Below are 23,756 nucleotides of genomic sequence, written 5' to 3'. Positions count from 1 at the left end.
GTGATGGGCTTTCAGAACGGAAAGTTGATCTCCACACCGTTGCCGGCGGGGTCTTGCAGGAAGAACTGGTGCTGCCGCGTGATGTCGGAGCGGGACTCGCGAAAGGCCACACCGCGCGCCCGCAGGTGGGCGGCCGTGGCCTGCGCGTCGCTGCCGGTGAAGGCGGTGTGGTCGTAGGTCGTCGGCCGCGCCGGGTCCACCGGCCCGCGAACCGCTTCTTCGGCACGCTGCGTGGACAGGTGGACGACTGCCTGGCCGCCCGCATACAGCCAGTAGCCGTCGCTGTTGAAAGCCGGACGCGGGCCGACCGTCAGGCCCAGCACCTCGGCATAGAAGTCGCGCAGCACGGCCAGCAGCTCGGCCGGGGCGCGCAGGTTGATGTGGTTCAGGCCAGTGATCATGAATTGCTCCGCAGCTGGAAGGCCGCCAGCAACTGGCGGGCTGCCGTGGAAGCCGGCGTGCGCCCATCGCGCACCTCGGCCGTGGCGGCCGCCAGCTGTTGCGCCATGCCGGGCGCGCCCATGAAGGCCTGCCGCAGCCCGGCCTGGATGCGTTCCCACAGCCACGCCAGCGACTGCTCGCGGCGCTTGTGCTGCCAGGCACCGCTGGCCTGGCGGTCGCTGCGCAGCGTGCCCAGCGCGGCCCACAGCGCCTCGATGCCATCGGCGCGCAGGGCGCTCACCTGCAGCACGCGCGGCACGCTGGCCGCGTGAGCCGGCAGCAGCCGCAATGCAGACGTGATCTGGGCCTGGGCACGCATCGCCGCCCCGGGGTCCAGGTCTGCCTTGTTGATGACAACGAGATCGGCCAGTTCCATGACGCCTTTCTTGATGGCTTGCAGATCATCGCCGGCATTGGGCAGCTGCAGCAGCAGATACAGGTCGGTCATGCCGGCCACCGCCGTCTCGCTCTGGCCCACGCCCACCGTCTCGACGATGACGATGTCGTAGCCGGCCGCCTCGCACAGCAGCATGGCCTCGCGCGTCTTCTCGGCCACGCCGCCCAGCGTGCCGCTGCTGGGGCTGGGGCGGATGAAGGCGCGCGTGTCCATGGAGAGCTTTTCCATGCGCGTCTTGTCGCCCAGGATGGCGCCGCCCGACAAGGTGCTGGACGGATCGATGGTCAGCACCGCGACGCGGTGGCCACGCGAGAGCAGCAGCAGGCCGAAGGCTTCGATGAACGTGCTCTTGCCCACACCCGGCACCCCCGAGATGCCCAGCCGCAGCGCATGGCCGGTGGCCGGCATCAGCGCCGTCAGCAGCGCGTCCGCCTGCTCGCGGTGGTCGGCCCGCGTGGACTCGATCAGCGTGATGGCCTTGGCCAGCGCGCGGCGCTCGCCGGACCGGAGCCGCTCCGCCAGGCTCAAGCGGCCACTCCGGAAAGCTGCGTCCTGATGGCCTCCAGCACGCTCTTGGCGCTGACCGGAATGGGCGTGCCCGGCCCGTAGACGCCCTTGACGCCGGCGGCGTAGAGGAAGTCGTAGTCCTGCGCGGGAACGACGCCGCCGACGAACACGATGATGTCGTCGGCGCCCTGCTTCCTGAGCTCGTCGATGATGGCCGGCACCAGCGTCTTGTGGCCGGCGGCGAGCGTCGAGACGCCCACGGCGTGCACGTCGTTCTCGATGGCCTGGCGGGCGCATTCTTCGGGGGTCTGGAACAGCGGGCCGATGTCGACGTCGAAGCCGAGGTCAGCGAAGGCCGTGGCGACCACCTTGGCGCCGCGGTCGTGGCCGTCCTGGCCGAGCTTGGCGATCATCACGCGCGGGCGGCGGCCGTGCTCCTCGCCAAAGGCGGCGATCTCGCCCTGCAGCCTGGCCCAGCCCTCGGCCGAGTCGTAGGCGGCCGCGTAGACGCCGCTGACCTTGTGCGTGTCGGCGCGGTGGCGGCCGAACACGGCTTCCAGCGCGTCGCTGACCTCGCCCACGGTCGCGCGCAGGCGCATGGCCTGGATGCTGAGGTCCAGCAGATTGCCCTCGCCGTTCTCGGCCGCCCGCGTCAACGCGGCCAGCGCGCCCTGCACGGCCGCCGTGTCACGCGTGGCCTTGATTCGCTTCAGCCGCTCGATCTGCGCGTCGCGCACCTTGACGTTGTCGACATCCAGGATCTCGATCGGGTCTTCCTTGGCGAGCTTGTATTTGTTGACGCCCACGATGACGTCGGCGCCGGAGTCGATGCGGGCCTGCTTCTCGGCCGCGCTGGCCTCGATCTTGAGCTTGGCCCAGCCCGTGTCCACCGCCTTGGTCATGCCACCCATGGCGTCCACCTCCTCGATCAGCGCCCAGGCCTTGTCGGCCATGTCCTGGGTCAGCTTCTCCATCATGTAGCTGCCGGCCCAGGGGTCGATGACGCTGGTGATGTGGGTCTCTTCCTGGATGATGAGCTGCGTGTTGCGCGCGATGCGGGCGCTGAACTCGGTGGGCAGCGCGATGGCTTCGTCCAGCGAGTTGGTGTGCAGGCTCTGCGTGCCGCCGAACACGGCCGCCATGGCCTCGATGGTCGTGCGCACGACGTTGTTGTAGGGGTCCTGCTCGGTCAGGCTCCAGCCTGAGGTCTGGCAGTGCGTGCGCAGCATCAGGCTCTTGGGCGAGGTGGCGCCGAAGCCCTTCATGATGCGGCACCACAGCAGCCGGGCGGCGCGCATCTTGGCGATCTCCAGATAGAAGTTCATGCCGATCGCCCAGAAGAACGACAGGCGCGGCGCGAAGTCGTCCACCGCCAGCCCCTTGGCCATGGCCGTCTTCACATATTCCTTGCCGTCGGCCAGCGTGAAGGCCAGCTCCAGCGCCTGGTTGGCGCCCGCCTCCTGCATGTGATAGCCGGAGATGCTGATCGAGTTGAACTTGGGGCAGTGGCGCGCCGTGTACTCGATGATGTCGCCGATGATCCGCATGCTCGGCGCGGGCGGGTAGATATAGGTGTTGCGGACCATGAACTCCTTGAGGATGTCGTTCTGGATGGTCCCGGCCAGCTGATCCTGACCCACACCCTGCTCTTCCGCGGCCACCACATAGCCCGCCAGCACCGGCAGCACGGCGCCATTCATCGTCATCGATACCGAGACCTTGTCCAGCGGGATGCCGTCGAACAGGATCTTCATGTCTTCCACGGAGTCGATGGCCACGCCGGCCTTGCCGACGTCGCCGGTCACGCGCGGATGATCGCTGTCGTAGCCGCGGTGGGTGGCCAGGTCGAAGGCGACGGACACGCCCTGCCCGCCGGCAGCGAGCGCCTTTCTGTAGAAGGCGTTGCTTTCCTCGGCGGTGGAGAAGCCGGCGTACTGGCGGATCGTCCAGGGGCGCGCGGCATACATGGTGGCCTGCGGGCCGCGTACGAAGGGCTCGAAGCCGGGCAGCGTGTCGGCATGCGGCAGGCCGGCGGTGTCGGCCGCCGTGTAGAGCGGCTTGACGGTCAGCCCTTCCGGCGTGACCCAATTCAGCGCGGCGACATCGCCACCCGGCGCCGACCGCGCTGCGGCCTTGGTCCACTGGTCCAGCGTGGCGGTCTTGAACTCCGGGGCGCTCCCGGCGTGGCTGGCGTCCGACATCGAACTCTCCTTGACTGTGCAGGCATCATAGCCCTGTCGTTATTCATAATTATGAATTCAGATTGACCTAAACTGCGCGCCATGACGGCCCCGCTCCCGCTCCCGCATCGCGCCCTCTATCAAGAGGTGGCCGAGCGGCTGCGCGAGCGCATCTTTGCCCGCGAGCTGGAGCCCGGCAGCTGGATCGACGAGCTCAAGCTGTGCGCGGACTTCGGCATCAGCCGCACGCCGCTGCGCGAGGCGCTGAAGGTGCTGGCCGCCGAGGGGCTGGTCACGATGAAGCTGCGCCGCGGCGCCTATGTCACCGAGATGTCGGAGCGCGACGTGCGCGAGGCCTACCAGTTGCTCGCGCTGCTGGAAAGCGATGCGGCGGCGCAGGTGGCCGCAAACGCCACCGACGCGCAGCTGCAGGAACTCGGCGCCCTGCACGCGGAGCTTGCGCAGCAGGTGGGGCTGCGCGATGCCTTCTTCGCGGCCAACGAGCGCTTTCACCTGCGGCTGCTCGAAATCGAAGGCAACCGTTGGCGCCAGCAGATCGTGACCGACCTGCGCCGCGTGATGAAGCTCAACCGGCACCATTCGCTGTTCAAGCAAGGGCGCATCCAGGAGTCGCTCAAAGAGCACGACGCGCTGACCGATGCCTTGCTGCGTCGGGACGGCGCGGCAAGCGCCCGGCTGCTTCGTGAACATTTTCACAACGGCCTGGCCGCCGCGACGGCGCCCGACACGCCGCTGGCCTGACGGCCCTCGCCAATCGCCCGCCACGGCGGGCAAAAACGTGAACTGAAGCCTGCTTTACCCGCTTTTAGGGCAACGTCCATCCCAAGTGTTGCCCTAGGATTTCTGAGGTGCAAACCCGTGACATCTGAGAAGGGCCGCAACGATGTCACGAGTTTCGGAATTGATGGCTTTCAGAGCGCTCAAGTTCAGCACTCTGTTACCGAAAACCGAACTGTGATGGCCGAGTTGCGACCAGCCACGACCACCGTCGCCCCGGAACGCCTCTGTGCAGACCGAACGCCCCGCCCAGGGACTTTCGGACACCGCACACAGGCTGACCGGGCAACCGAAATACCTGGCGCCATTGGGCGCAACGCTCATCGCCGAGGGAGCTGAAGATGGCATCACTGATCACGAACCTGACCACCGAACAAATCGCCGGGCTCTCGACGGCGACCCTCGCACGCCTCACCAGCGAAGACTGGGCGGCCTTCTCGACGGAACAGTTCCAGGCGCTCACCAGCCTTCAGTTCTCCTCGCTCACCACGCGGGCAGTGTCATATTTCACGACGACCAACATCGCCGCGATCGAGACATCCGACCTGCAGGCCTTGAGCACCGCAGCGATTCGCACGCTCAACACCGAACAACTGAACGCGCTGGGCTCCGACCAGTTCGGCACCCTGACGACGCGGCAGGTCGGCTCGCTGAGCACCAGCCAGGTCCACAACCTCGAATCCGACGACCTGAATGCACTGGGCAGCGAGCAGATCCAGTCCCTCACCAGCCAGCAACTGGCCGCCCTGACGACCAGCCTCGTCGGCACCCTGGTCAGCGACGACGTCCAGGCACTCAAGTCGGATCAGATCAAGGCGCTGGCGTCCTCGCAGGTGGGCGCGCTGTCCACCGAAGCCGTGGCCGCTTTGCAATCGCAGCAGGTCGGCGCGCTGAGCAGCAGCCAGGCCGGCGCCCTCACCTCGGATCAGGCGAGCGCCATCACGACCGACGCCATCAAGGCGCTGTCCACCGCCGCCATCGGCGCGCTGGGCACCAGCCAGGTGGGCGCCCTGACGTCCGAACAAGTCGCCGCGCTGGGCACGCAGCAGATCGGCGCCCTGTCGACCCGGCAAGTCCTGCAGATCAACAGCGACTCCATCGCCGCACTGTCGACCGACCAGATTCGCGCCATCGGCACGGCCCAGATCGGCGCGCTGACGACCGACCAGATCGGCGGCCTGAACACCGCCGACGTCGCCGCGCTGTCCGCCAACCAGGTGCGCGCGATGAACTCCGCGCAGCTCGGCATCCTGAGCAGTGACGCGATCCAGGCCATGGGCACGGCACAGATCTCGGTGCTGAACTCGGTCCAGATCAAGGGACTGAACACCGATCAGATCGCCGCCATCGGCTCGGATCAGCTTCGCACGCTGTCCACCGCCACCGTGCGCGCGCTGTCGACCGATCAATTCGCCGCACTGACCTCCGAGCAAGCGGCCGCGCTGTCCACCAGCCAGGTGGCCTCGCTGACCACCGGTCAGATCGGCGCCCTGTCGACCGACGACCTCAACGCCTTCAACAGCGCGCAGATCCGCGCCCTCGGCTCCGCCCAGGTCGCGGCGCTGTCGACCGACCAACTGGCCGGCATGCAGACGGATGACGTGCAGGCCCTGGCCACCAGCCAGCTGCAGGCGCTGAACTCCGCCCAGATCGGCGCGCTGTCCACCGACAGCATCGTCGCGCTGAGCTCCGGCCAGATCGGCGCGCTGAGCTCGCGCCAGGTGCTGGGCCTGACGACCGAGCAGATCGCCGCCATCGAGACGGGCGACGTCAAGGCCTTGTCCACCACCGCGCTGCGCGCACTGGGCACCGACCAGTTCGACGCCTTCAACTCCGACCAGATCGGCGCGCTGACCACCACCCAGGTCATGTCGCTGACCACCGCTCAGGTCGGCGCCCTGTCCACCGACGACCTCAACGCTTTCAACAGCGCACAGATCCGCTCGCTCGGCACGGCCCAGGTGGCCGCGCTGTCGACCGACCAGCTCGCTGGCCTGCAGACGGATGACGTGCAGGCCCTGGCCACCAACCAGCTGCAGGCGCTGAACTCCGCGCAGATCGGCGCGCTGTCCACCGACAGCATCGTCGCGCTGAGCTCCGGCCAGATCGGCGCGCTGAGTTCGCGCCAGGTGCTGGGCCTGACGACCGAGCAGATCGCCGCCATCGAGACGGGCGACGTCAAGGCCTTGTCCACCGCCGCGCTGCGCGCACTGGGCACCGACCAGTTCGACGCCTTCAACTCCGACCAGATCGGCGCGCTGACCACGACCCAGGTCACGTCGCTGACCACCGCTCAAGTCGGCGCCCTGTCGACCGACGACCTCAACGCCTTCAACAGCGCGCAGATCCGCGCCCTGGGCACCGCACAAGTCGCCGCCCTGTCGACCGACCAGCTCGCCGCCATGCAGTCCGATGACGTGCAGGCGCTGACCTCGGGTCAGCTGCAGGCGCTGAACTCCGCGCAAATCGGCGCACTGGCCACCGACAGCATCGTCGCACTGAGCTCCGGCCAGATCGGCGCGCTGAGCTCGCGCCAGGTGCTGGGCTTGACGACCGACCAGATCGTCGCCATCGAGACGGGCGACCTCAAGGCCTTGTCCACGGCCGCGCTGCGCGCGCTGGGCACCGACCAGTTCGACGCCTTCAACTCCGACCAGATCGGCGCGCTGACCACGGCCCAGGTCGCCTCGCTGACGACCGGCCAGGTGGCCGCCCTGTCGACCGACGACCTCAACGCTTTCAACAGCGCACAGATCCGCGCGCTCGGCACGGCCCAGGTGGCCGCCCTGTCGACGGCCCAGATCGCGGCCATGGAAAGTGCCGACGTGCAGGCCTTGGCCACGAACCAACTGCGCGCGCTGGACTCGAGCCAGATCGGCGCGCTGGCCACCGACGGCATCGCCGCGCTGACCTCTTCGCACATCGCCGCGCTGACCTCCACCCAGGTGGTGGGCCTGACGACCGACCAGATCGTCGCCATCGAGACGGGTGACCTCAAGGCCTTGTCCACCGCCGCGCTGCGCGCGCTGGGCACCGACCAGTTCGATGCCTTCAACTCCGACCAGATCGGCGCCTTGACCACGTCGCAGGTCACGGCCCTGACGACCGGCCAGGTCAGCGCCCTGTCGACCGACGACCTCAACGCCTTCAACAGCGCACAGATCCGCGCGCTCGGCACCGCCCAGGTGGCCGTGCTGTCGACCGCCCAGATCGCGGCCATGGAAAGCGCCGACGTGCAGGCGCTGGCCACGAACCAACTGCGCGCGCTCGACTCAAGCCAGATCGGCGCGCTGGCCACCGACGGCATCGCCGCGCTGACCTCTTCGCACATCGCCGCGCTGACCTCCACCCAGGTGGTGGGCCTGACGACCGACCAGATCGTCGCCATCGAGACGGGTGACCTCAAGGCCTTGTCCACCGCCGCGCTGCGCGCGCTGGGCACCGACCAGTTCGACGCCTTCAACTCCGACCAGATCGGCGCGCTGACCACCACCCAGGTCACCTCGCTGACCACCGGCCAGGTCGGCGCCCTGTCCACCGACGACCTCAACGCCTTCAACAGCGCGCAGGTCCGCGCACTGAACAGCGCGCAGGTTGGCGCCCTGTCGACCGCCCAGGTCGCCGCCATGGAAAGCGCCGACGTGCAGGCGCTGACCACCAGCCAGGTGCGCGCGCTGAGCTCCGACCAGATGGGCGCCCTGTCCACCGACAACATCGTCGCGCTCAGCTCCGCGCAGGTGGGGGCCATCAGCACCAAGCAGGTTTCCGGCCTGACGACCGAACAGATCGGCGCCATCGAGACCAGCGACATCAAGGCCGTTGCCACGAGCAGCCTGAGCGCGCTGGGCACCACGCAGACCAACGCGTTCACCTCCGACCAGATGGCCGCGCTGACGACCGTCCAGGTCGCTGCGCTGACCACCGACCAGATGGCCGCGCTGGGCAGTGACGCGCTGAACGCCCTGGGCACCGCCCAGTTCCGCGCCCTCACCACCGCGCAGCTCCACGCTCTCGGCACCACGCAGCTCGCCGCGCTGGAAACGGCCGACGTGCAGGCACTGAGCACGGCGCAATTGCGCGCCCTCAGCTCCGACCAGGTCGGCGCCCTGTCGACGGCCGGCATCGCCGCACTGACGTCCAGCCAGCTGGCCGGGCTGAACTCCACCCAGGTGAGCGGCCTGACGACCGACCAGATGGCCGCCATCGAGACCGGCGACCTCAAGGGCCTGTCCACCAGCACGCTGCGCGCGCTGTCCAGCGACCAGCTCAACGCCCTGAATTCCGACCAGATCGGCGCGCTGACCAGTGCGCAGGTCGCGTCGCTGTCCACGGCCCAGGTCAGCACGCTGGCCACCGAGGACCTGAACGCCTTCACCAGCAGCCAGATCCGCTCGCTGGGCACCGCCCAGATGGCCGCGCTGTCGACGGCCCAACTGGCAGCCATGGAGACGGCCGACGTCCAGGCCTTGACGACCACGCAATTGCAGGCGCTGGGCTCCGACCAGGCCGGCGCGTTCTCGTCGGAGGCGATCGCCGCCCTCAGCTCGGCCCAGATTGGCGGGCTGACATCCAAGCAGGCCGCGGGCCTGACGACCGACCAGATCGCCGCGATCGAATCCGGCGATATCAAGGCACTGTCCACCAGCACGCTGCGCTCGCTGTCCAGCGACCAGCTCAACGCGTTGACGTCCGACCAGGTCGGCGCGTTGTCGACCACGCAGGTGTCCTCGCTGACGACCGCACAGGTCAGCACACTGGCCAGCGATGATCTGAACGCCCTCAACAGCGCCCAGGTCCGCGCGCTGACCACCGTGCAGATCGCCTCGCTGGGCACAGCGCAGATCGCCGCCATGGAAACGGCCGACGTGCAAGCGCTGTCCAGCACGCAGCTGCGCGCGCTGGGCTCCGACCAGGTCGGCGCCCTGAGCACCGATGGCATCGCCGCGCTGACATCCACGCAACTCAGCCAACTGGGCTCGACGCAGGCCGCCGGCCTGACGACCGAACAGGTCGCCGCCATCGAAACGGCCGACCTGTCCTCGCTGTCCACCACGGCCCTGCGCAGCCTCACGAGCGACCAGCTCAACGCGCTGGGCACCGACCAGGTTCGCGCGCTGTCGTCCAGCCAGATGGCCTCGCTGACGACCGGCCAGGTCAGCACGCTCGCGACCGACGACCTCGCCGCCCTCGACTCCAGCCAACTGCGTGCGCTGTCGTCCGGCCAGCTGCGCGCCCTTGGCAGCGACCAGCTCAACGCGCTGGGCACCGACCAGGTCGGTGCGCTGTCCACCGCCCAGGTCGCCTCGCTGTCCACCGACCAGCTGAGCGCCCTGTCCACCGACAACTTCAACGCGCTGACCAGCGGCCAGATCCGTTCGCTGACCTCCGCCCAGCTCGCCTCGCTGACCACCACCCAGGTCGCCGCGATGGAAACCGCCGACGTGCAGGCCCTGGCCAGCAACCAGATCCAGGCACTGGGCTCCGACCAGGTCGGCGCCCTGGCCACCGACGCCATCGTCGCGCTGACCTCCGCCCAGATCGCCGCGCTGGGCACCAAGCAGGCGGCCGGCCTGACCACCGACCAGATCGGTGCCATCGAGTCCGCCGACCTCAAGGCCCTGTCCACCGCCACGCTGCGCGCCCTCACCAGCGACCAGCTCAACGCGCTGGACTCCGCCCAGATCGGCGCGCTGAGCACCACCCAGGTCGCCTCGCTGACCACCGCCCAGGTCAGCACGCTGGCCTCCGACGACGTCGCCGCGCTCGGCTCGGCCCAGCTGCGCTCGCTGACCACCGCCCAGCTCACCGCGCTGAACTCCGACCAGCTCGGCGCGCTGAGCTCTGACCAGGTCGTCGAGCTGACCACCTCGCAGGTCGCCGCGCTCACCACCGTCCAGGTCAGCACGCTGGCCAGCGACGACCTCAATGCCTTCACCAGCGCCCAGATCCGCGCGCTGGGCACGGCCCAGGTCGCCTCGCTGACCACGACCCAGGTCGCCGCGATGGAAAGCGCCGACGTGCAGGCTCTGAGCAGCACGCAGATCCAGGCGCTGGGCTCCGACCAGGTCGGCGCGCTGGCCACCGACGCCATCGTCGCGCTCACCTCCGGCCAGGTCGCCGCCCTCGGCACCAAGCAGGTCGCCGGCCTGTCCAGCGACCAGATCGTCGCCATCGAGACCGCCGACCTCAAGGCCCTGTCCACCACTGCCCTGCGCTCGCTCACCAGCGACCAGCTCGGCGCCCTCAACTCCGAACAGGTCGCCGCGCTGAGCAGCACCCAGGTCGCCGCGCTGACCACCGCCCAGATCAGCACGCTGGCCAGCGATGACCTCAACGCGCTGACCAGCGGTCAGATCGGCGCCCTGAACTCGGCCCAGCTGGCCTCGCTGACCACCAGCCAGATCGCCAGCATGGAGAGCGCCGACGTGCAGGCCCTGAGCAGCACCCAGCTGCGGGCCCTGGCTTCCGACCAGATCGGCGCCCTGGCCACCGACGCCATCGCCGCGCTGAGCTCCACCCAGGTCGCCTCGCTGAGCTCGACCCAGGCCGCCGGCTTGACCACCGACCAGATCGCTGCCATCGAGACCGCTGACCTGAAGTCCCTGTCCACCGCCACGCTGCGCGCCCTCACCAGCGACCAGCTCAATGCGCTGGACACCGCCCAGATGGCGGCGCTGACGACCGGCCAGGTCGCGGCACTGTCCACCACCCAGCTCAGCAACCTCACCAGCGATGACCTGAACGCCTTCGACAGCAGCCAGATCCGCGCGCTGAACACCGCGCAGATCGCCTCGCTGACCACCAGCCAGCTCTCCAGCATGGAGTCGGCCGATGTGCAGGCGCTGGCGACCAACCAGCTGCAGGCGCTGAACTCCGCCCAGATCGGCGCACTGGCCACCGACGCCGTCGCCGCACTGAGCTCCACCCAGGTCGGCGCGCTGACCTCGGCCCAGGTGCTGGGCCTGGGCACCGACCAGATCGGCGCCATCGAGACCGCCGACCTCAAGTCGCTGTCCACCGCCGCGCTGCACGCCCTGAACAGCGATCAGCTCAATGCACTGAACACCGACCAGGTCGGTGCGCTGACCTCGGCCCAGGTCGCCGCGCTGTCCACTGGCCAGCTGAGCACGATGACCACCGACGATGTGGTGGCCTTCACGACGACGCAGTTCGCCGTACTGAGCACCACGCAGCTGCAAGCCTTCACCACCGACCAGGTCGCGGCGATCGAGACCGCCGACCTGGTGGCCATCGGCTCCGCCCGCCTGGCGGCCCTGGACTCGGCGGACTTCGCCGCGCTCAGTTCCGACCAGATCCACGCGTTGACCGTGTCGCAGTGGAGCGCCGTCACCAGCACGCAGATCGTCGGCATCGAGACGGCGGACATCGCCGCCATCGGCACCGCCGAGCTGCATGCGCTGACCACCACGGCACTGCAGGCCTTCGCCACCGACCAGATCGCCGCGCTGGGCACCGACCAGATCCAGGCGCTGTCGACGCTGCAACTGCGCGCCTTCGACACCGCCCAGATCCTGGCGATCTCCACCGACGATATCCAGGCGCTGACGACCGCCCAGATCGGCGCGCTGAGCACGGCCCATATCCTGGCGCTGTCCACCGACCAGATCGTGGCGCTGGCCACCGACGACATCCTCGCGCTGTCGACGGCTCAGGTGCACGCGCTGTCGACCGATCAGCTCGTTGCCTTCACGACGGACCAGGTGCTCGGCTTCGAGACGCAAGACCTGGCCAGCATGTCGATGACCCAGGTGCTCGCGTTCACGACCGACCAGACCCACGCGATGACCACCGATCAGATCGGCGCGATGTTCCTGGCCACGCCGATCATGCTCGACCTCGACGGCCACGGCATCCAGACGCTGGCGGCCAGCCAGGGCGTGCAGTTCGACCTGCACGGCAATGGCACGGTCAACCAGGTGGGCTGGGTCGCCGGCGGCGATGGCTTGCTGGCGATGGACCTGAACGGCGACGGCCAGATCAGCAGCGGCCGGGAGCTGTTCGGCTCCGGCACCGTGCTGGCCGACGGCAAGGCCGGCGTCGATGGCTTCACGGCCCTCGCGACGCTGGACGCCAACCAGGACGGCCACATCAATGCGCTGGACGCCAACTTCGGCAAGCTCTCCGTGTGGGTGGACGCCAACCATGACGGCAAGACCGACGCTGGCGAACTCAAGGGCCTGCTCGACCTCGGCATCACCGACCTCAACCTGTCGGCGACCAAGGGCACGACCATCGACAACGGCAACGTCGTCGGCCTCGTCTCCAGCTACACCTCCAGCGACGGCACGACCCACGAGATGAGTGACGTCTGGCTGGCCAAGCAGGTGCCGGGCGCCACCAGCAACTCGACGACGGTGCAGCTGTCCGACCTGCTGGCCCAGCCGGAGCAGAATCTGCTGGTCGGCACGACGACAGTGGCATCGACGACAACGGCGGCGGCCACGACGTCCTCGACGGCTGAACATGCGGCGGCGCTGGCGATCCTGAAGAAGCAGGAGGAGGACGCCAACGGCGGACTGCCGCTGCTGTGACCCTGATCCGGCCGGAAGCTCCGCACTTCCGGCCGGCCCCTCCTGCAGCGGACGACCCGGAAGCGGTATAGCCGGATGAGCATCAGCACCCTTGACATCGGGTCCCTGAGTCCAGCGGACATTGCCCAGCTCAGCACTGCTGAGCTGGCTGCGCTTCGGCCGGCGCAATGGCTCGCCTTCTCGGCGGAGCAGGTCATCGCGCTGACGCCAATCCAGGTGAATTCGCTGACGGCCGGCGCGCTGAGCAGCCTGGCCAAGGGTCATCTGTCGGCGATGGAACTGCAGGACGTGCAGGCCATCAACACGACGGCGGTGCACCAGATCACCTCGAGCACGATCGCCGCGCTCACGCCGGAGCAGGTTGGCGCACTGACGACGGCCCAGGTGCCCGCGCTGACGGTGTTCCGGCTGCGGCAACTCGACAGCGCCCAGTTCGAGGCGCTCGGCTACGACCAGATCGATGCACTGACCAGCAACCAGATCCGCGGGCTCACGTCGGCCCAGGTCCCGCTGATCGCGGTGGACGAAATTCCGGCGCTGGACACCGGCGCCTTCCGGTCGCTCACCCCAGGCCAGCTGAGCCAGATGACGTCCGACCAGGTCGCTGTGGTCGACAGCAGCCAGGCCGCGGTCCTGTCGAAATCGCAGGTGCAAGGGCTGGGCTCGACCCAGGCAAACGCGCTGAGCACAGAAGCGCTCCAGGCCCTGGCCACACAGGCCGTGCAAGGGCTGGCGACGCAGGTACTGCAGGCCCTGGCGACGCAATCGCTGCAGGCGCTGCAGACGGCCCAGCTCGCCGCCCTGCAGAGCACCCAGGTCCGCGCCATCGGCAGTGACGGCCTGGTGGCGCTGTCGACGGAACAGGTGGCCGCACTGGGCACGCAACAGCTGCGGGCGCTGTCCACGCAACAGGTGTCGGCGCTGGAGGCCGAAGACCTGGACGCGATGGGAACGCGTGGGCTCAAGGTCCTGAGTTCGCTGCAGATCTCGGCGCTGTCGACCACGCTGGTCGCCACCCTCGACAGCAGCGAACTGCGCACCCTCACCTCCCAGCAACTCGCCGGCCTGAACAGCGACCAACTGAGTGCGCTCAGCCCGGACAGCCTGCAGCTGCTGCAATCCAGCGCGCTGGCGGGCATCAAGGGCTCGGTGCTGTCCTCCTTCACGCCCGAGCAAATCGCCGCCCTCAGCACGCAGCAGATCCGCCAGCTCACCAGCAGCCAGATGGCGGCGCTGGATTCGCTGGACGTCGCGGCGCTGAACGCGACCCAGCTCGCCGTGCTGAATTCCAAGCAGCTGCAATCCCTGTCCACCGACGCCATCCGTGCGCTGGAAGTGGACGAGATCGGCGTGCTGCAGAGCAATGCCATGCTCGGGCTCACCGCGAATCAGCTGGCGTCGCTGGACGCCACGCAGCTCGGCGCGCTGACCAGCGTGCAGGCCGCCGCACTCAGCGGCAGCCAGCTTCGCGCGCTCTCGGCCGAGCAGCTCGCCACCTTGAGCACCGACGCCATCCACGGCCTGCCCACCCGCACCATCAGCACGCTCGCCGGCGAACAGCTGGCCGCGCTGACGCCCGAGCAGCTGCAGGCGTTCAGCAGCACGCAGATGCGCGCGCTGACGCCGGCCCAGATCACCGAGCTGTCGGCCCAGAGCCTCACGGCGCTCGGCGCCGACCGCCTGCTGTCGCTCAGCGGCTCGCAGTTCCGTGCGCTGACCGCCGACCAGATCGCCGCGCTGCCCAGCGAGACCTTCTCCGCCCTGAGCTCAACCGTCATCCACACGATGACCACCGAGCAGATCCAGGCCTTGACCGCCGAGGACTTGAGCGCGCTGGGCAGCCTGCAAGGCAGTGGGCTGAGCCCGCTGCAGGTCGGCGCGCTGGGGCCCGAGCATCTGCAGGCCATCAGCTCCGACGCCTTGCGCGCGCTGAGCAGCAACGCGCTGCGCGTGCTGTCTGCCGAACAGCTGGACGCGCTGGGCCCGCAAATGCTCGCCCAGCTGCAAACCCAGCAGATCGCCGCACTCAGCACGCTGCAGGTCGCCTCGCTGCACCAGGAGGCGCTCAACGCGCTGGGCACCGACCAGTTCGCAGCGCTCGGCTCACGGCAGCTGGCCGCCATCTCGTCCGATGCGATCGGCGCGCTGGACGCCACCCTGTTCGACGCGGTCAGACCGGCCGCGCTGTCGGCGCTCCGCTCCGATCAGATCGCCATGCTGACGCCGGACCAGTTGGCCTCGCTGAACAGTGCGCAGATCGGCGCCTTCGGCAGCGCCCAGGCCGTTGCGTTCAGCGCCGACCAGATCGCGGCACTGACGACGGAGGGCATCGCCGGGCTGAGCCTCAGCGCACTGCGCAACCTGAGCTCCCTGCAGCTCGATGCGCTGCACGACGAGCAGATCCTCGCGCTGCGTGGCGCGCAGATCACGGCGCTCAGCACCGCGCAGCTCGCCGGCTGGTCGATCGACGACTTCAATGCCTTGGGCAGCGACCAGATCGCCGCGCTGAGCCCCTACCAGCTGGCGGGCCTGACGCTGGAGCAGGTCGGCAACCTGACGGCCGAGGACATCGCCGGGCTCAGCACCCGCTCGGTGATGGCGCTTACCTCGGCGCAATTCGCCGCGCTGAACGTGGACGCGTTCGATGCGCTGTCCGTTCGCCAGCTGGCCGTCGTGAGCACCGGGCAGATCGCCGCCTTGAGCCCGCAGCAGATCAGCCTGCTGGACAGCACACAGCTGGCCGCGTTGAGCAGCGCGACGCTGGCTGCGCTGAGCGCCGACCAGATGGGCGCGCTCAGCGGCGACCAGCTCGCCGCCTTGCCCCCACTGCAGCTGGCTCGACTGTCCAGCGACCAGTTCGCGGCGCTCGCCCCCGCGCAGATCACCGCGCTCACGTCCAGCCAGTTCGCCGTCATGCGCAGCGACCAGCTCGCCGCGCTGCACGGCGATCAGATGACCGCGATCGAGACGGCCGATCTCGCCGCCTTGAACACGCGCACCTTCCGGGCGCTGAGTTCCGAACAGATCGGCTCGCTGAGCCTCGAGCAGGTGCAGGCGCTGACGACGGCACAGATCGGCGCGCTGGGCTACTTCCAGGCGATGGGCCTGACGACCGAGCAGATCGGCGCGCTGACGACCCAGCAGGCCATGGCGCTGAACAACCCGTCGGTGCTCGCGTGGACGCCGGAGCAGGTGGCCGCGCTCGCGCCCTCCAGCGTGACTGCGCTGACGTCCGGCGCCATCGTCGTGATGCCCACCGCGGATTTCGCGGCCTTCTCGACCGACCAGATGCATGCGCTGGTCAGCACGCAGCTCGCCGTGCTGAGCACGCTGCAGCTGGCCTCCTTCAGCAGCGACGCGATCGCCGCACTCGCCCCCGAGGCGCTGCGCGGCCTGGCCACCGCCAACCTCGCCGCGCTGGGCGCCGGCCAGTTGCACGCGCTGCACAGCGACCAGCTGCACGCCTTCAACACCCGGCAGTTGCACAGCCTGTCGACGCTGGCGATCGCCTCGTTGGGCAGTGATGCCATCTCGGGGCTGGACACGCAGCAGATCGCAGCGCTTTCCAGCACGCAGATCCACGCCATCAGCAGCGAGGCCTTCGGTGCGCTGAGCAGCGCGGACCTCGCCGCGCTGAGCGTGACGCAGGTGCACGCGCTGTCCACCGACCAGATCCACGCCATCGGCAGCGCGATGGTGACGGGCTTCGAAACCCGCGACCTGGCGGCGCTCAACATGGAGCAGATGCTCGCCTTCAGCACCGAAGCGCTGCAGGCCATGCGGGCAGACCAGCTCGATGCCCTCTATCTCGCCACCCCCATCATGCTGAACCTGGACGGGCATGGCCTGTCGACGGTCTCGGCGGCGCAGGGCGTCAGCTTCGACCTCAACGGCAGCGGCCAGCAACAGCAATGGGGCTGGATCGCCGCAGGCAACGCGCTGCTCGCGCGCGACCTCGACGGCAACGGCCTCATCGACTCCGGCGCCGAGCTGTTCGGCACCGGCACGCTGCTGGCCAATGGCCTGCACGCCGCCAACGGCTACCAGGCGATGGCCGCGCTGGACTTGAACCACGACCACCTGCTGACCGCAGCGGACGCGGCGTTCTCGCAACTGCGGCTTTGGGTGGACGCCAATGGCGACGGCAAGACCGACACCGGCGAGCTGAAGACGCTGGCCGAGCTGGGCATCGTCGAGGTCGACCTGCTGGCGCAGGCCAGCTCGCGACTGGACAACGGCAACCTGATCGGCCTGGTGTCCACTTTCAAGACGGCAGACGGGCAGACGCACGAGATGGGCGATGCATGGTTTGCCAAAGCGGCCACGCCCGAAGCGGCATCGACGGCCACGCCGGCATCCGCCGCGGCCCCCTCGTCACCCGCGCTGCACGAAGTGCTGGGCCACCGCCTCGACGCGGCGCCCAAGTCCGACGCCACCGAGCCGCCCTGGCCGCCGACGCATGCCCGTCGGCCGGACGACGAGAACGGCGCGGTGCAACCCCTGCTGTAGCCAGCGGCACAGCAGGTCGGGCCCATCGCGGGCCCGGTCGAAATTCCCGGGGGAATCGCCCGCAGTTCATGCGCTGCACGCGGGCGTCCTTTGTTCAAATCAGGGCATGACACGCATCGTTTACGTCAGCCCGGACAGCAACAGCCCGACCGGTGGCATCAAGGTGATCTACAAACACGTGGAGTTGCTGCGCCGGCTGGGGGCAGACGCCTATGTGATGCACATCAAGCCCGGCTACCGCTGCGACTGGTTCGAGAACAGCGCCCCCATCATCTCCCTCGGCGAGCTGCAGCAGACCGACCTGGTGATGGTGCCGGAGATCATGACCATCCTCGCCACGCAGCTGCACGGCATGGGCATCCGCTACTGCATGTTCGTGCAGAACGGCTACCTGGTGCTGCCGACGGCGCCGATGCCCGAGCTGCAGGCCTGCTACCGCAATGCGCAGGCGGTGCTGTCGATCTCCGACGACACCAGCAGCCTGCTGAGCGCCGTGTTCCCGGAGATCTCGGACAAGGTCTTGCGCTGCAAATACTCGGTCGACACCGAGCGCTTCAAGCCGCTGGCCGACAAGCCGCGCAAGGTTACCTACATGCCGCGCAAGCTGCCGATCCACGCCAACAATGTGGCGCCCTGGCTGGCCAAGGAGTTCCCGGACTGGGAGTTCCGCGCTATCCACGGCATGAGCGAGGCACAGGTGGCGGCGGAGCTGGCGAGCTCACGGGTCTTTCTCGCGTTCAGCGACTTCGAGGGCTGCCCCGTGCCGCCCATCGAGGCCGCGCTGTCGGGCAACGTGGTGCTCGGCTACCCGGGCTGGGGTGGCCGCGAATACTGGGACGAGCCCAACTTCCGCGTGGCCGACTTCGGCGACATCCGCGACTTCGTCCGCAAGTTCTACGAGGTGGCGGCCTTCGCCAGCCGCCCCGACCTGCAAGCCGTGCTGGCCCCCGGCATGGCCCGCCTGAAAGCCGACTACGGCCTGCAAGCCGAGGCCAACACGCTGGTTGCGGCGATCAACGCCGTCATCGCCCGTATCGGCGGCATCGCCAAGGTCAACCCCGCATCATGAACACCGACACCCCGCGCGAGCTGCTCGTCCTGGCCACCTTCCACAAGCCCTACTACGTACGGCCGGATTCCAGCTGGCTCAAGCCCTGCACGGTGGGCGCCTTCCGCATGGACGCGGCAGACGCCTTCTGCGACGCCGACGGCGAGAACATCTCGGCGCTGAATCCCTTCTTCTGCGAGCTGACGGCGCTCTACTGGGCGTGGAAGAACCTGAAGAACGTGCGGCACTTCGGCCTCTACCACTACCGCCGCTACCTCTACCTCGGCCCTTCCTTCCTGAATGCGCCGCGCGTGCCCATCGACGAGCCCCGCGCCGCGATGGACGCCATGGCCAGCGAGGAATCCGGCCAGCGCGCGCTGCAATGGCTGTCCTACGCCGACGCCATCGTGCCCATGCCCTACCGCCTGGGCGGCGCCATCGCACAGGAGTACGTGGCCCATCACGACCGGACGCACTGGCAGCTGTTCGTCGACGTGCTGATGGCGCAGAACCCGGAGTACCGGCGCTACCGCGGCTTCTTCGACCACTCCAACCGCTTCACCTACTGCAACATGTTCATCTTCGGCTGGGAGCGGTTCGAGCATTACTGCAGCAAGCTGTTCCCGCTGATGAACGAAGTCTTCGAGCGCGCCGAACGGCCGGCGGACAAGTACCAGGCCCGCTACATCGGCTTCCTGGCGGAGCGCTTCATGATGTTCTACCTGCACGCCGAGGGCCTGCGCACGCACGAGACCCCCATCGTCGGGATGGAGCCTGGCGCCTGAAGATGGAGCTCGCTCGGCGCCCGGCGCCCGCCTAGGCCTGGCGCCGCGCGAGGAACGCGCGCGCCGCGTTCAAGGCCTCGCGGATGGTCACGTCCATGTCCATGTAGCGGTAGGTGCCCAGGCGGCCGACGAAGGTGACATTCGGCTGCGCCTGCGCGCGTGCCTGGTAGGCGCGAACGAGGTCATCGCCTTCGGTGAGGTGAACCGGGTAGTAGGGAATGTCGTCGGGGCCACAGGCCCGGCTGAATTCCCGGTAGCACACCGACCCGGCATGCTGCTCCCACGGCGAGAAGTGCTTGTGCTCGGTGATGCGCGTGTAGGGCACGGCCTCGTCGGTGTAGTTCATCACCGCGCAGCCCTGCAGGTCGCCCTGGCCGGAGAACTTCTGGAAGTCGAGTGTGCGGTAGCGCAGCCGGCCCTGGTCGTAGCCGAAGAAGCCGTCCATGGGGCCGGACCAGAACACATGGTCGTAGTCCCCGACGGCCGACGGCGACAACTCGGCGTTCAGCGTCACGGCGATGCCAGGGTGGTCGAGGATGCGCTCGACCATGGCCGTGTAGCCGTGCTCCGGCATGCCCTGGTGCTTGTGGGCGAAATAGTTGTCGTCGTAGTTGAAGCGCACCGGCAGCCGCTTGAGGATGGCAGCCGGCAGGCGCGCCGGGTCGACCTCCCACTGCTTGCGCGTGTAGCCCCTGAAGAACGCCTCGTAGAGCGGCCGGCCGATGAAGCGCAGCGCCTGCTCCTCGAAGCTCTGGGGCGCCGTGATCGACGTGTCGGCCTGCGCCTCGATGAACGCGCGCGCCTCGGCGGGGTTGAAGGTGCGGCCGAAGAACTGGTTGATCGTGTGCAGGTTGATCGGCAGCGAGTACACGCGGCCACCGGTCGTCGCCTTGACGCGATTCACGTACGGCATGAAGCGCTGGTAGCGGTTGACGAAGTCCCAGACCTCGTCGTCGTCCGTGTGGAAGATGTGCGGGCCGTAGGTGTGCACCATCACGCCGGTCTCGCCGTCGCGCTCGGTGTGGCAGTTGCCCGCCACATGGCTGCGGCGGTCGAACAGCTGCACGCGATGGCCGGCCTCGGCCAGCAGGCGTGCGATGACCGCGCAGGACAGGCCCGCGCCGGCCATGCCGATGTTCAAGGTCTGCTTCATCGACTGACTCTCCGTCATTCCGTCGGCTGCTCGGCCCAGGCAAAGCGCATCTTGCCGACCGAGCCCTTGTGGCCCAGCGTCAGGATCTTGTGGTGGATCAGGGCCTGGTTGCGGGACGTGTCGCGGTTGAGCGTCTCGGTGCGAAAGCCGAGCTGCGTGAACACGATGTCGACCAGCAGCACCTCGGGGCCGACATGGTGCCGCCACATGTGATGGAAATGGACGTCCTCGTAGCCATAGTGCCCGGCGAAATCCTCGTCCAGCCCGCCCGCCTTGAAGAAGCCCCGGCGCGTCATCAACAGCGTGTTGATGTGCGAGGCCACCTCCTTGCCTTCTTCGACACGGCGGAAGTTGTAGAGCGTGTCGGGCTTGAGCTTGTCCAGCGACGCCACCAGCATCTCCAGCCCGCGCTCGTCGATCATGTTGTCCAGGTCGAAGAACAGCAGCCAGTCGGCCCGGGCCATCACGGCGCCAAGGTTCTTGCAGCCCGGCATGTTCCAGTCGATGTCGTCCAACACACGGAACAGCCGCAGGTTCAGGCCATCGCGCGTGATCTGCACCGGCGGGTCGGAGAAGTCGTCCACGCAGATGAACTCGAGCTGGGCCGCGAGCGCGGGCGACAGCGACTTCCAGAACTCGACATGGCGGGCCATGCCTTCGGGCTGGTTGTAGACGTGGGTGATGAGGGAGAGCTTGGGCAGCAGCATGCGCGAAGTGTCCGCAGAATCAACGCAACGGCACCATGACGCCGCGGCCCAGCGACCACATCAGGGCAATCACCTGTTCCGCGTCGAAGAGCGTGTTCACGTGGGCCACCCGCATGGCGTAGTAGTCGCCCTCGGCCGACATGACGTCGAACAGCGATCGACGGCCCAGCTGCTGCCACTGCTCCAGCGTGGATGCCCGCACCCGCTCGCTGTTGCGCAAAAGGTCCGCGATGCGCCGTGAGCGATCGAGTGCGCTCGTGGCCATCTCGTGCAGTTCGCGCGCCCGAAAGCGCTTGGACTCGATGAGGTCGTCGCGCTGGAACTCGGCGGCCTGCGTGCGGCGCAGCGCCGAGGTGACCGTCGCGTCCGCGCCAGGGATGTAGATCGGCAGGTTCACGTTGACGCCCGCGCCCCAGTCGGTCTGCTTGCCCACCCCGCGGATGGTGTTGCCCGTGACCGAGACGCTGACGCTGGGGCGTTGCCCGGCCACGATGGATTCGGTGTAGCTGCGCTGTGCGCGCGCCTGCGCGTCGGCGGCGGCGACGTCCGGCCCTCTCGCCACGTCGTCCATGATGTCCTCCAGCTTGGGCAGCTCTGCCAGCACATTGCTCATGCCGACGATGGGCGGCAGCTGCTCGCCGGCCAGCCGGCGCAGGCGAACTTCGGTCTGGCGCAGCGAGGTGGCCGACTGCTCCAGCGACAGGTCCGCCTGCTGCAGGCTTTTCTGCGCCTGCACGAGTTCGCTGCTGCGGCCGCGGTCCTGCTTGGTGATCATCTCGAGCGCGTCCACCAGGCAGGCCATGCGCCGCACGTACTGCGAGTAGATCTGGCTCTGCAGCTGGTAGCGGCTGCGGTCCATGGCCAGCGTGACCACCTGCACCGAGAGTTGCTCCTCGGCGTTGGCCTTGCCCTGCCGGGCCGACTCCAGCAGCTGGCTGCGCCATTCCGTCAGCTTGGTGATGCGCCCCGAGTCGTACAGCGGCGCCGTGATGGAGAAGCCGGCATGCGACTGCTGGCCCTCGACCTTGGGGCCGAGTTCCGGCGTCACCGAGACGCGGGAGGTGCCGAGCCCGACCGACAGGGTCGGCATGCGCTGCGCCCGCGCTTCTTCGAGGTCGGCTTCGGCTGCCAGCTTCAGCAGGTGCGCCGCGCCGATCTGCTTGCTGCGGCCCAGCACCTGGCTGACGAGCAGCTGCAGCTGGCTGCGCGGGTCGGACGGCTCGGCGGACGGTGCCGCCGCGCTGGCCGTGCTGGCCGCGCGAGCCGTCTCTTCGTTGCAGCGCAGTTGCGCGAGGGCCGGGCGGCTGCAAAGCGCCAGAACGGCCAGCAAGGCAATGGAGGATTGGCGTACGAACATCATGGCAAGCCCGGGCAAAGTCGCTCGACGGTCTCATGGACCACACCCGTACTTCAACACGGTCGACCGGCAGCGGCTCGCCGAAACAGCGCGGGCAATGCCCATCAGATCTCAGCGCTCGCGCAAGGCCTCGCGTGATTTCAGCATCGGCCGCAGCAGATAGCTCAGCACCGAGCGCTCGCCCGTACGGATCTCCACGCTGGCCGTCATGCCGGGAATCACCGGCAGCGGCTTGCCCTTGTGCATGAGGTTGTTGCGGTCGGCCGCAACCACGGCCCGGTAGTAAGCGCCCTGGGCGCCGCGCTCCGTGTCGCCCAGGGCATCCGGGCTGATGTACTCGATCTTGCCTTCCAGCCCGCCCATCACGTTGAAGTCGTAGCCGTTGAGCTTGACGATGGCCGGCTGGCCCAGCTGCACGAAGCCGATGTCGCTGGGCTTGACCCGCGCCTCGACCAGCACGCGTGGCCCGGTCGGCACGATATCCATCAGCGGCGACCCGCCGGGCACCACGCCGCCCAGCGTGTTCATCTTGATCGACTTGACGAGGCCTCGCACCGGCGACTTCAGCTCGGTGTGCTTGATGGTGTCGGCGCGCACCACCAGCTGTTCGTCGAGCTGGGCGAGCTCCGTCTGCGCCCGCGACAGCTCGGCGCTGGCATCCTGGCGGAACCGGCTGATGCGCTCCGTGCGCTGCGCCTGCAGCTCGTTGACCTGGCGGGTCAGCCGCATCACCTCCACGTCGGACATCAACCCCTTCTCGGCCATGCCCCGTGCCAGCCGCAGCTCCTTGTGGACCAGCTCGATGCTGCGCCCGGTGCTGGCCGAGCCTTCCTCGACCACGCGGCGCCGCGCCTCGAACACCTCGGTCTCGGCTGCCACCACGCGCTCGCTGTCCTTGACCTCGGGCGGGAAGGCCAACGGCCGCCCGAAGGCTTCCGCCTGCAGACGCGCCACCTGCGCCAGCAGCGCCAGGCGCTTGGCCTGGCTCTCGTTCTGCGCCGCCGTGGCGCGGGTCGGGTCCAGGCGGGCCAGCGGCTGGCCGGCCTCCACCTCCTGCCCCTCGCGCACGAGCAGCTCGCTCAGGATGCCGCTCTCCAGGCTGGCAATGACCTGCTCGCGCCCATCCGGAATGACGCGTCCTTCGCTGCGGGTGATTTCGTCCACACGCGCCAGGGCCGCCCAGGCGATGCCGGCCACCACCACGGCCAGCAGCAGGTACAGGGCCCAGACCGCGCGCGGCAGCGGCTCATCCAGCAGCGCGGCGTGCGCTGGCGACACCAACAGTCGCTCCTGGCGATCCATCCCGGACGAGACGCTCATCG

Annotated in this window: 12 protein-coding genes; 5 read left to right on the top strand and 7 right to left on the bottom strand. The window is 68.6% G+C overall.

Annotation, left to right across the window (positions count from 1 at the left end; genetic code table 11):
- Positions 1-11: 11 nt before the first annotated feature.
- Genes ACG00X_RS09860 through scpA form a run of 3 tightly spaced genes read right to left on the bottom strand, consistent with a single transcriptional unit; the run spans position 12 to position 3,546 of the window.
- On the bottom strand, positions 12-401 hold the full coding sequence (locus ACG00X_RS09860) for a VOC family protein (protein WP_394487971.1): 390 nt from the start codon (positions 399-401) through the stop codon (positions 12-14).
- On the bottom strand, positions 398-1,366 hold the full coding sequence (meaB, locus tag ACG00X_RS09855; protein WP_394487970.1) for a methylmalonyl Co-A mutase-associated GTPase MeaB: 969 nt from the start codon (positions 1,364-1,366) through the stop codon (positions 398-400). The genes ACG00X_RS09860 and meaB overlap by 4 nt, the downstream gene beginning before the upstream one ends.
- Complete coding sequence (scpA, locus tag ACG00X_RS09850; RefSeq protein ID WP_394487969.1) at positions 1,363-3,546, bottom strand: methylmalonyl-CoA mutase; 2,184 nt, start codon at positions 3,544-3,546, stop codon at positions 1,363-1,365. Before scpA ends, meaB begins: the two co-directional genes overlap by 4 nt.
- Positions 3,547-3,627: 81 nt before the next feature.
- On the opposite strand from scpA, the gene ACG00X_RS09845 reads away from it, so the two are divergent.
- From ACG00X_RS09845 to ACG00X_RS09825, 5 genes are all read left to right on the top strand, one after another.
- A complete protein-coding gene (locus tag ACG00X_RS09845; RefSeq protein ID WP_394487968.1) occupies positions 3,628-4,287 on the top strand; it encodes a GntR family transcriptional regulator in 660 nt (219 codons plus the stop codon).
- Positions 4,288-4,664: 377 nt separating this feature from the next.
- Complete coding sequence (locus ACG00X_RS09840) at positions 4,665-12,875, top strand: heme utilization protein (RefSeq protein WP_394487967.1); 8,211 nt, start codon at positions 4,665-4,667, stop codon at positions 12,873-12,875.
- A gap of 75 nt (positions 12,876-12,950) precedes the next feature.
- Complete coding sequence (locus tag ACG00X_RS09835) at positions 12,951-17,384, top strand: hypothetical protein (protein WP_394487966.1); 4,434 nt, start codon at positions 12,951-12,953, stop codon at positions 17,382-17,384.
- 106 nt (positions 17,385-17,490) lie between these two features.
- On the top strand, positions 17,491-18,453 hold the full coding sequence (locus tag ACG00X_RS09830) for a glycosyltransferase family protein (protein WP_394487965.1): 963 nt from the start codon (positions 17,491-17,493) through the stop codon (positions 18,451-18,453).
- Positions 18,450-19,217, top strand: a complete 768-nt coding sequence (locus ACG00X_RS09825; RefSeq protein WP_394487964.1) for a DUF4422 domain-containing protein — start codon at positions 18,450-18,452, stop codon at positions 19,215-19,217. The genes ACG00X_RS09830 and ACG00X_RS09825 overlap by 4 nt, the downstream gene beginning before the upstream one ends.
- A 31-nt stretch (positions 19,218-19,248) precedes the next feature.
- Here the strand turns inward: ACG00X_RS09825 and ACG00X_RS09820 are convergent, their stop codons facing one another.
- From ACG00X_RS09820 to ACG00X_RS09805, 4 genes are all read right to left on the bottom strand, one after another.
- A complete protein-coding gene (locus ACG00X_RS09820) occupies positions 19,249-20,370 on the bottom strand; it encodes a UDP-galactopyranose/dTDP-fucopyranose mutase family protein (protein ID WP_394487963.1) in 1,122 nt (373 codons plus the stop codon).
- A 14-nt stretch (positions 20,371-20,384) separates the two neighbouring features.
- On the bottom strand, positions 20,385-21,077 hold the full coding sequence (locus ACG00X_RS09815) for a glycosyltransferase (protein ID WP_394487962.1): 693 nt from the start codon (positions 21,075-21,077) through the stop codon (positions 20,385-20,387).
- A gap of 19 nt (positions 21,078-21,096) precedes the next feature.
- On the bottom strand, positions 21,097-22,434 hold the full coding sequence (locus ACG00X_RS09810) for a TolC family protein (protein WP_394487961.1): 1,338 nt from the start codon (positions 22,432-22,434) through the stop codon (positions 21,097-21,099).
- Positions 22,435-22,545: 111 nt separating this feature from the next.
- Positions 22,546-23,754, bottom strand: a complete 1,209-nt coding sequence (locus tag ACG00X_RS09805; protein ID WP_394487960.1) for an HlyD family type I secretion periplasmic adaptor subunit — start codon at positions 23,752-23,754, stop codon at positions 22,546-22,548.
- Positions 23,755-23,756: the final 2 nt, after the last annotated feature.

Source organism: Pelomonas nitida (assembly GCF_043555975.1).
Classification (GTDB): Bacteria; Pseudomonadota; Gammaproteobacteria; order Burkholderiales; family Burkholderiaceae_C; genus Pelomonas; species Pelomonas nitida.
Note: the sequence above shows the minus strand (reverse complement) of the source record. Positions and strands in the feature narration are given on the sequence as shown.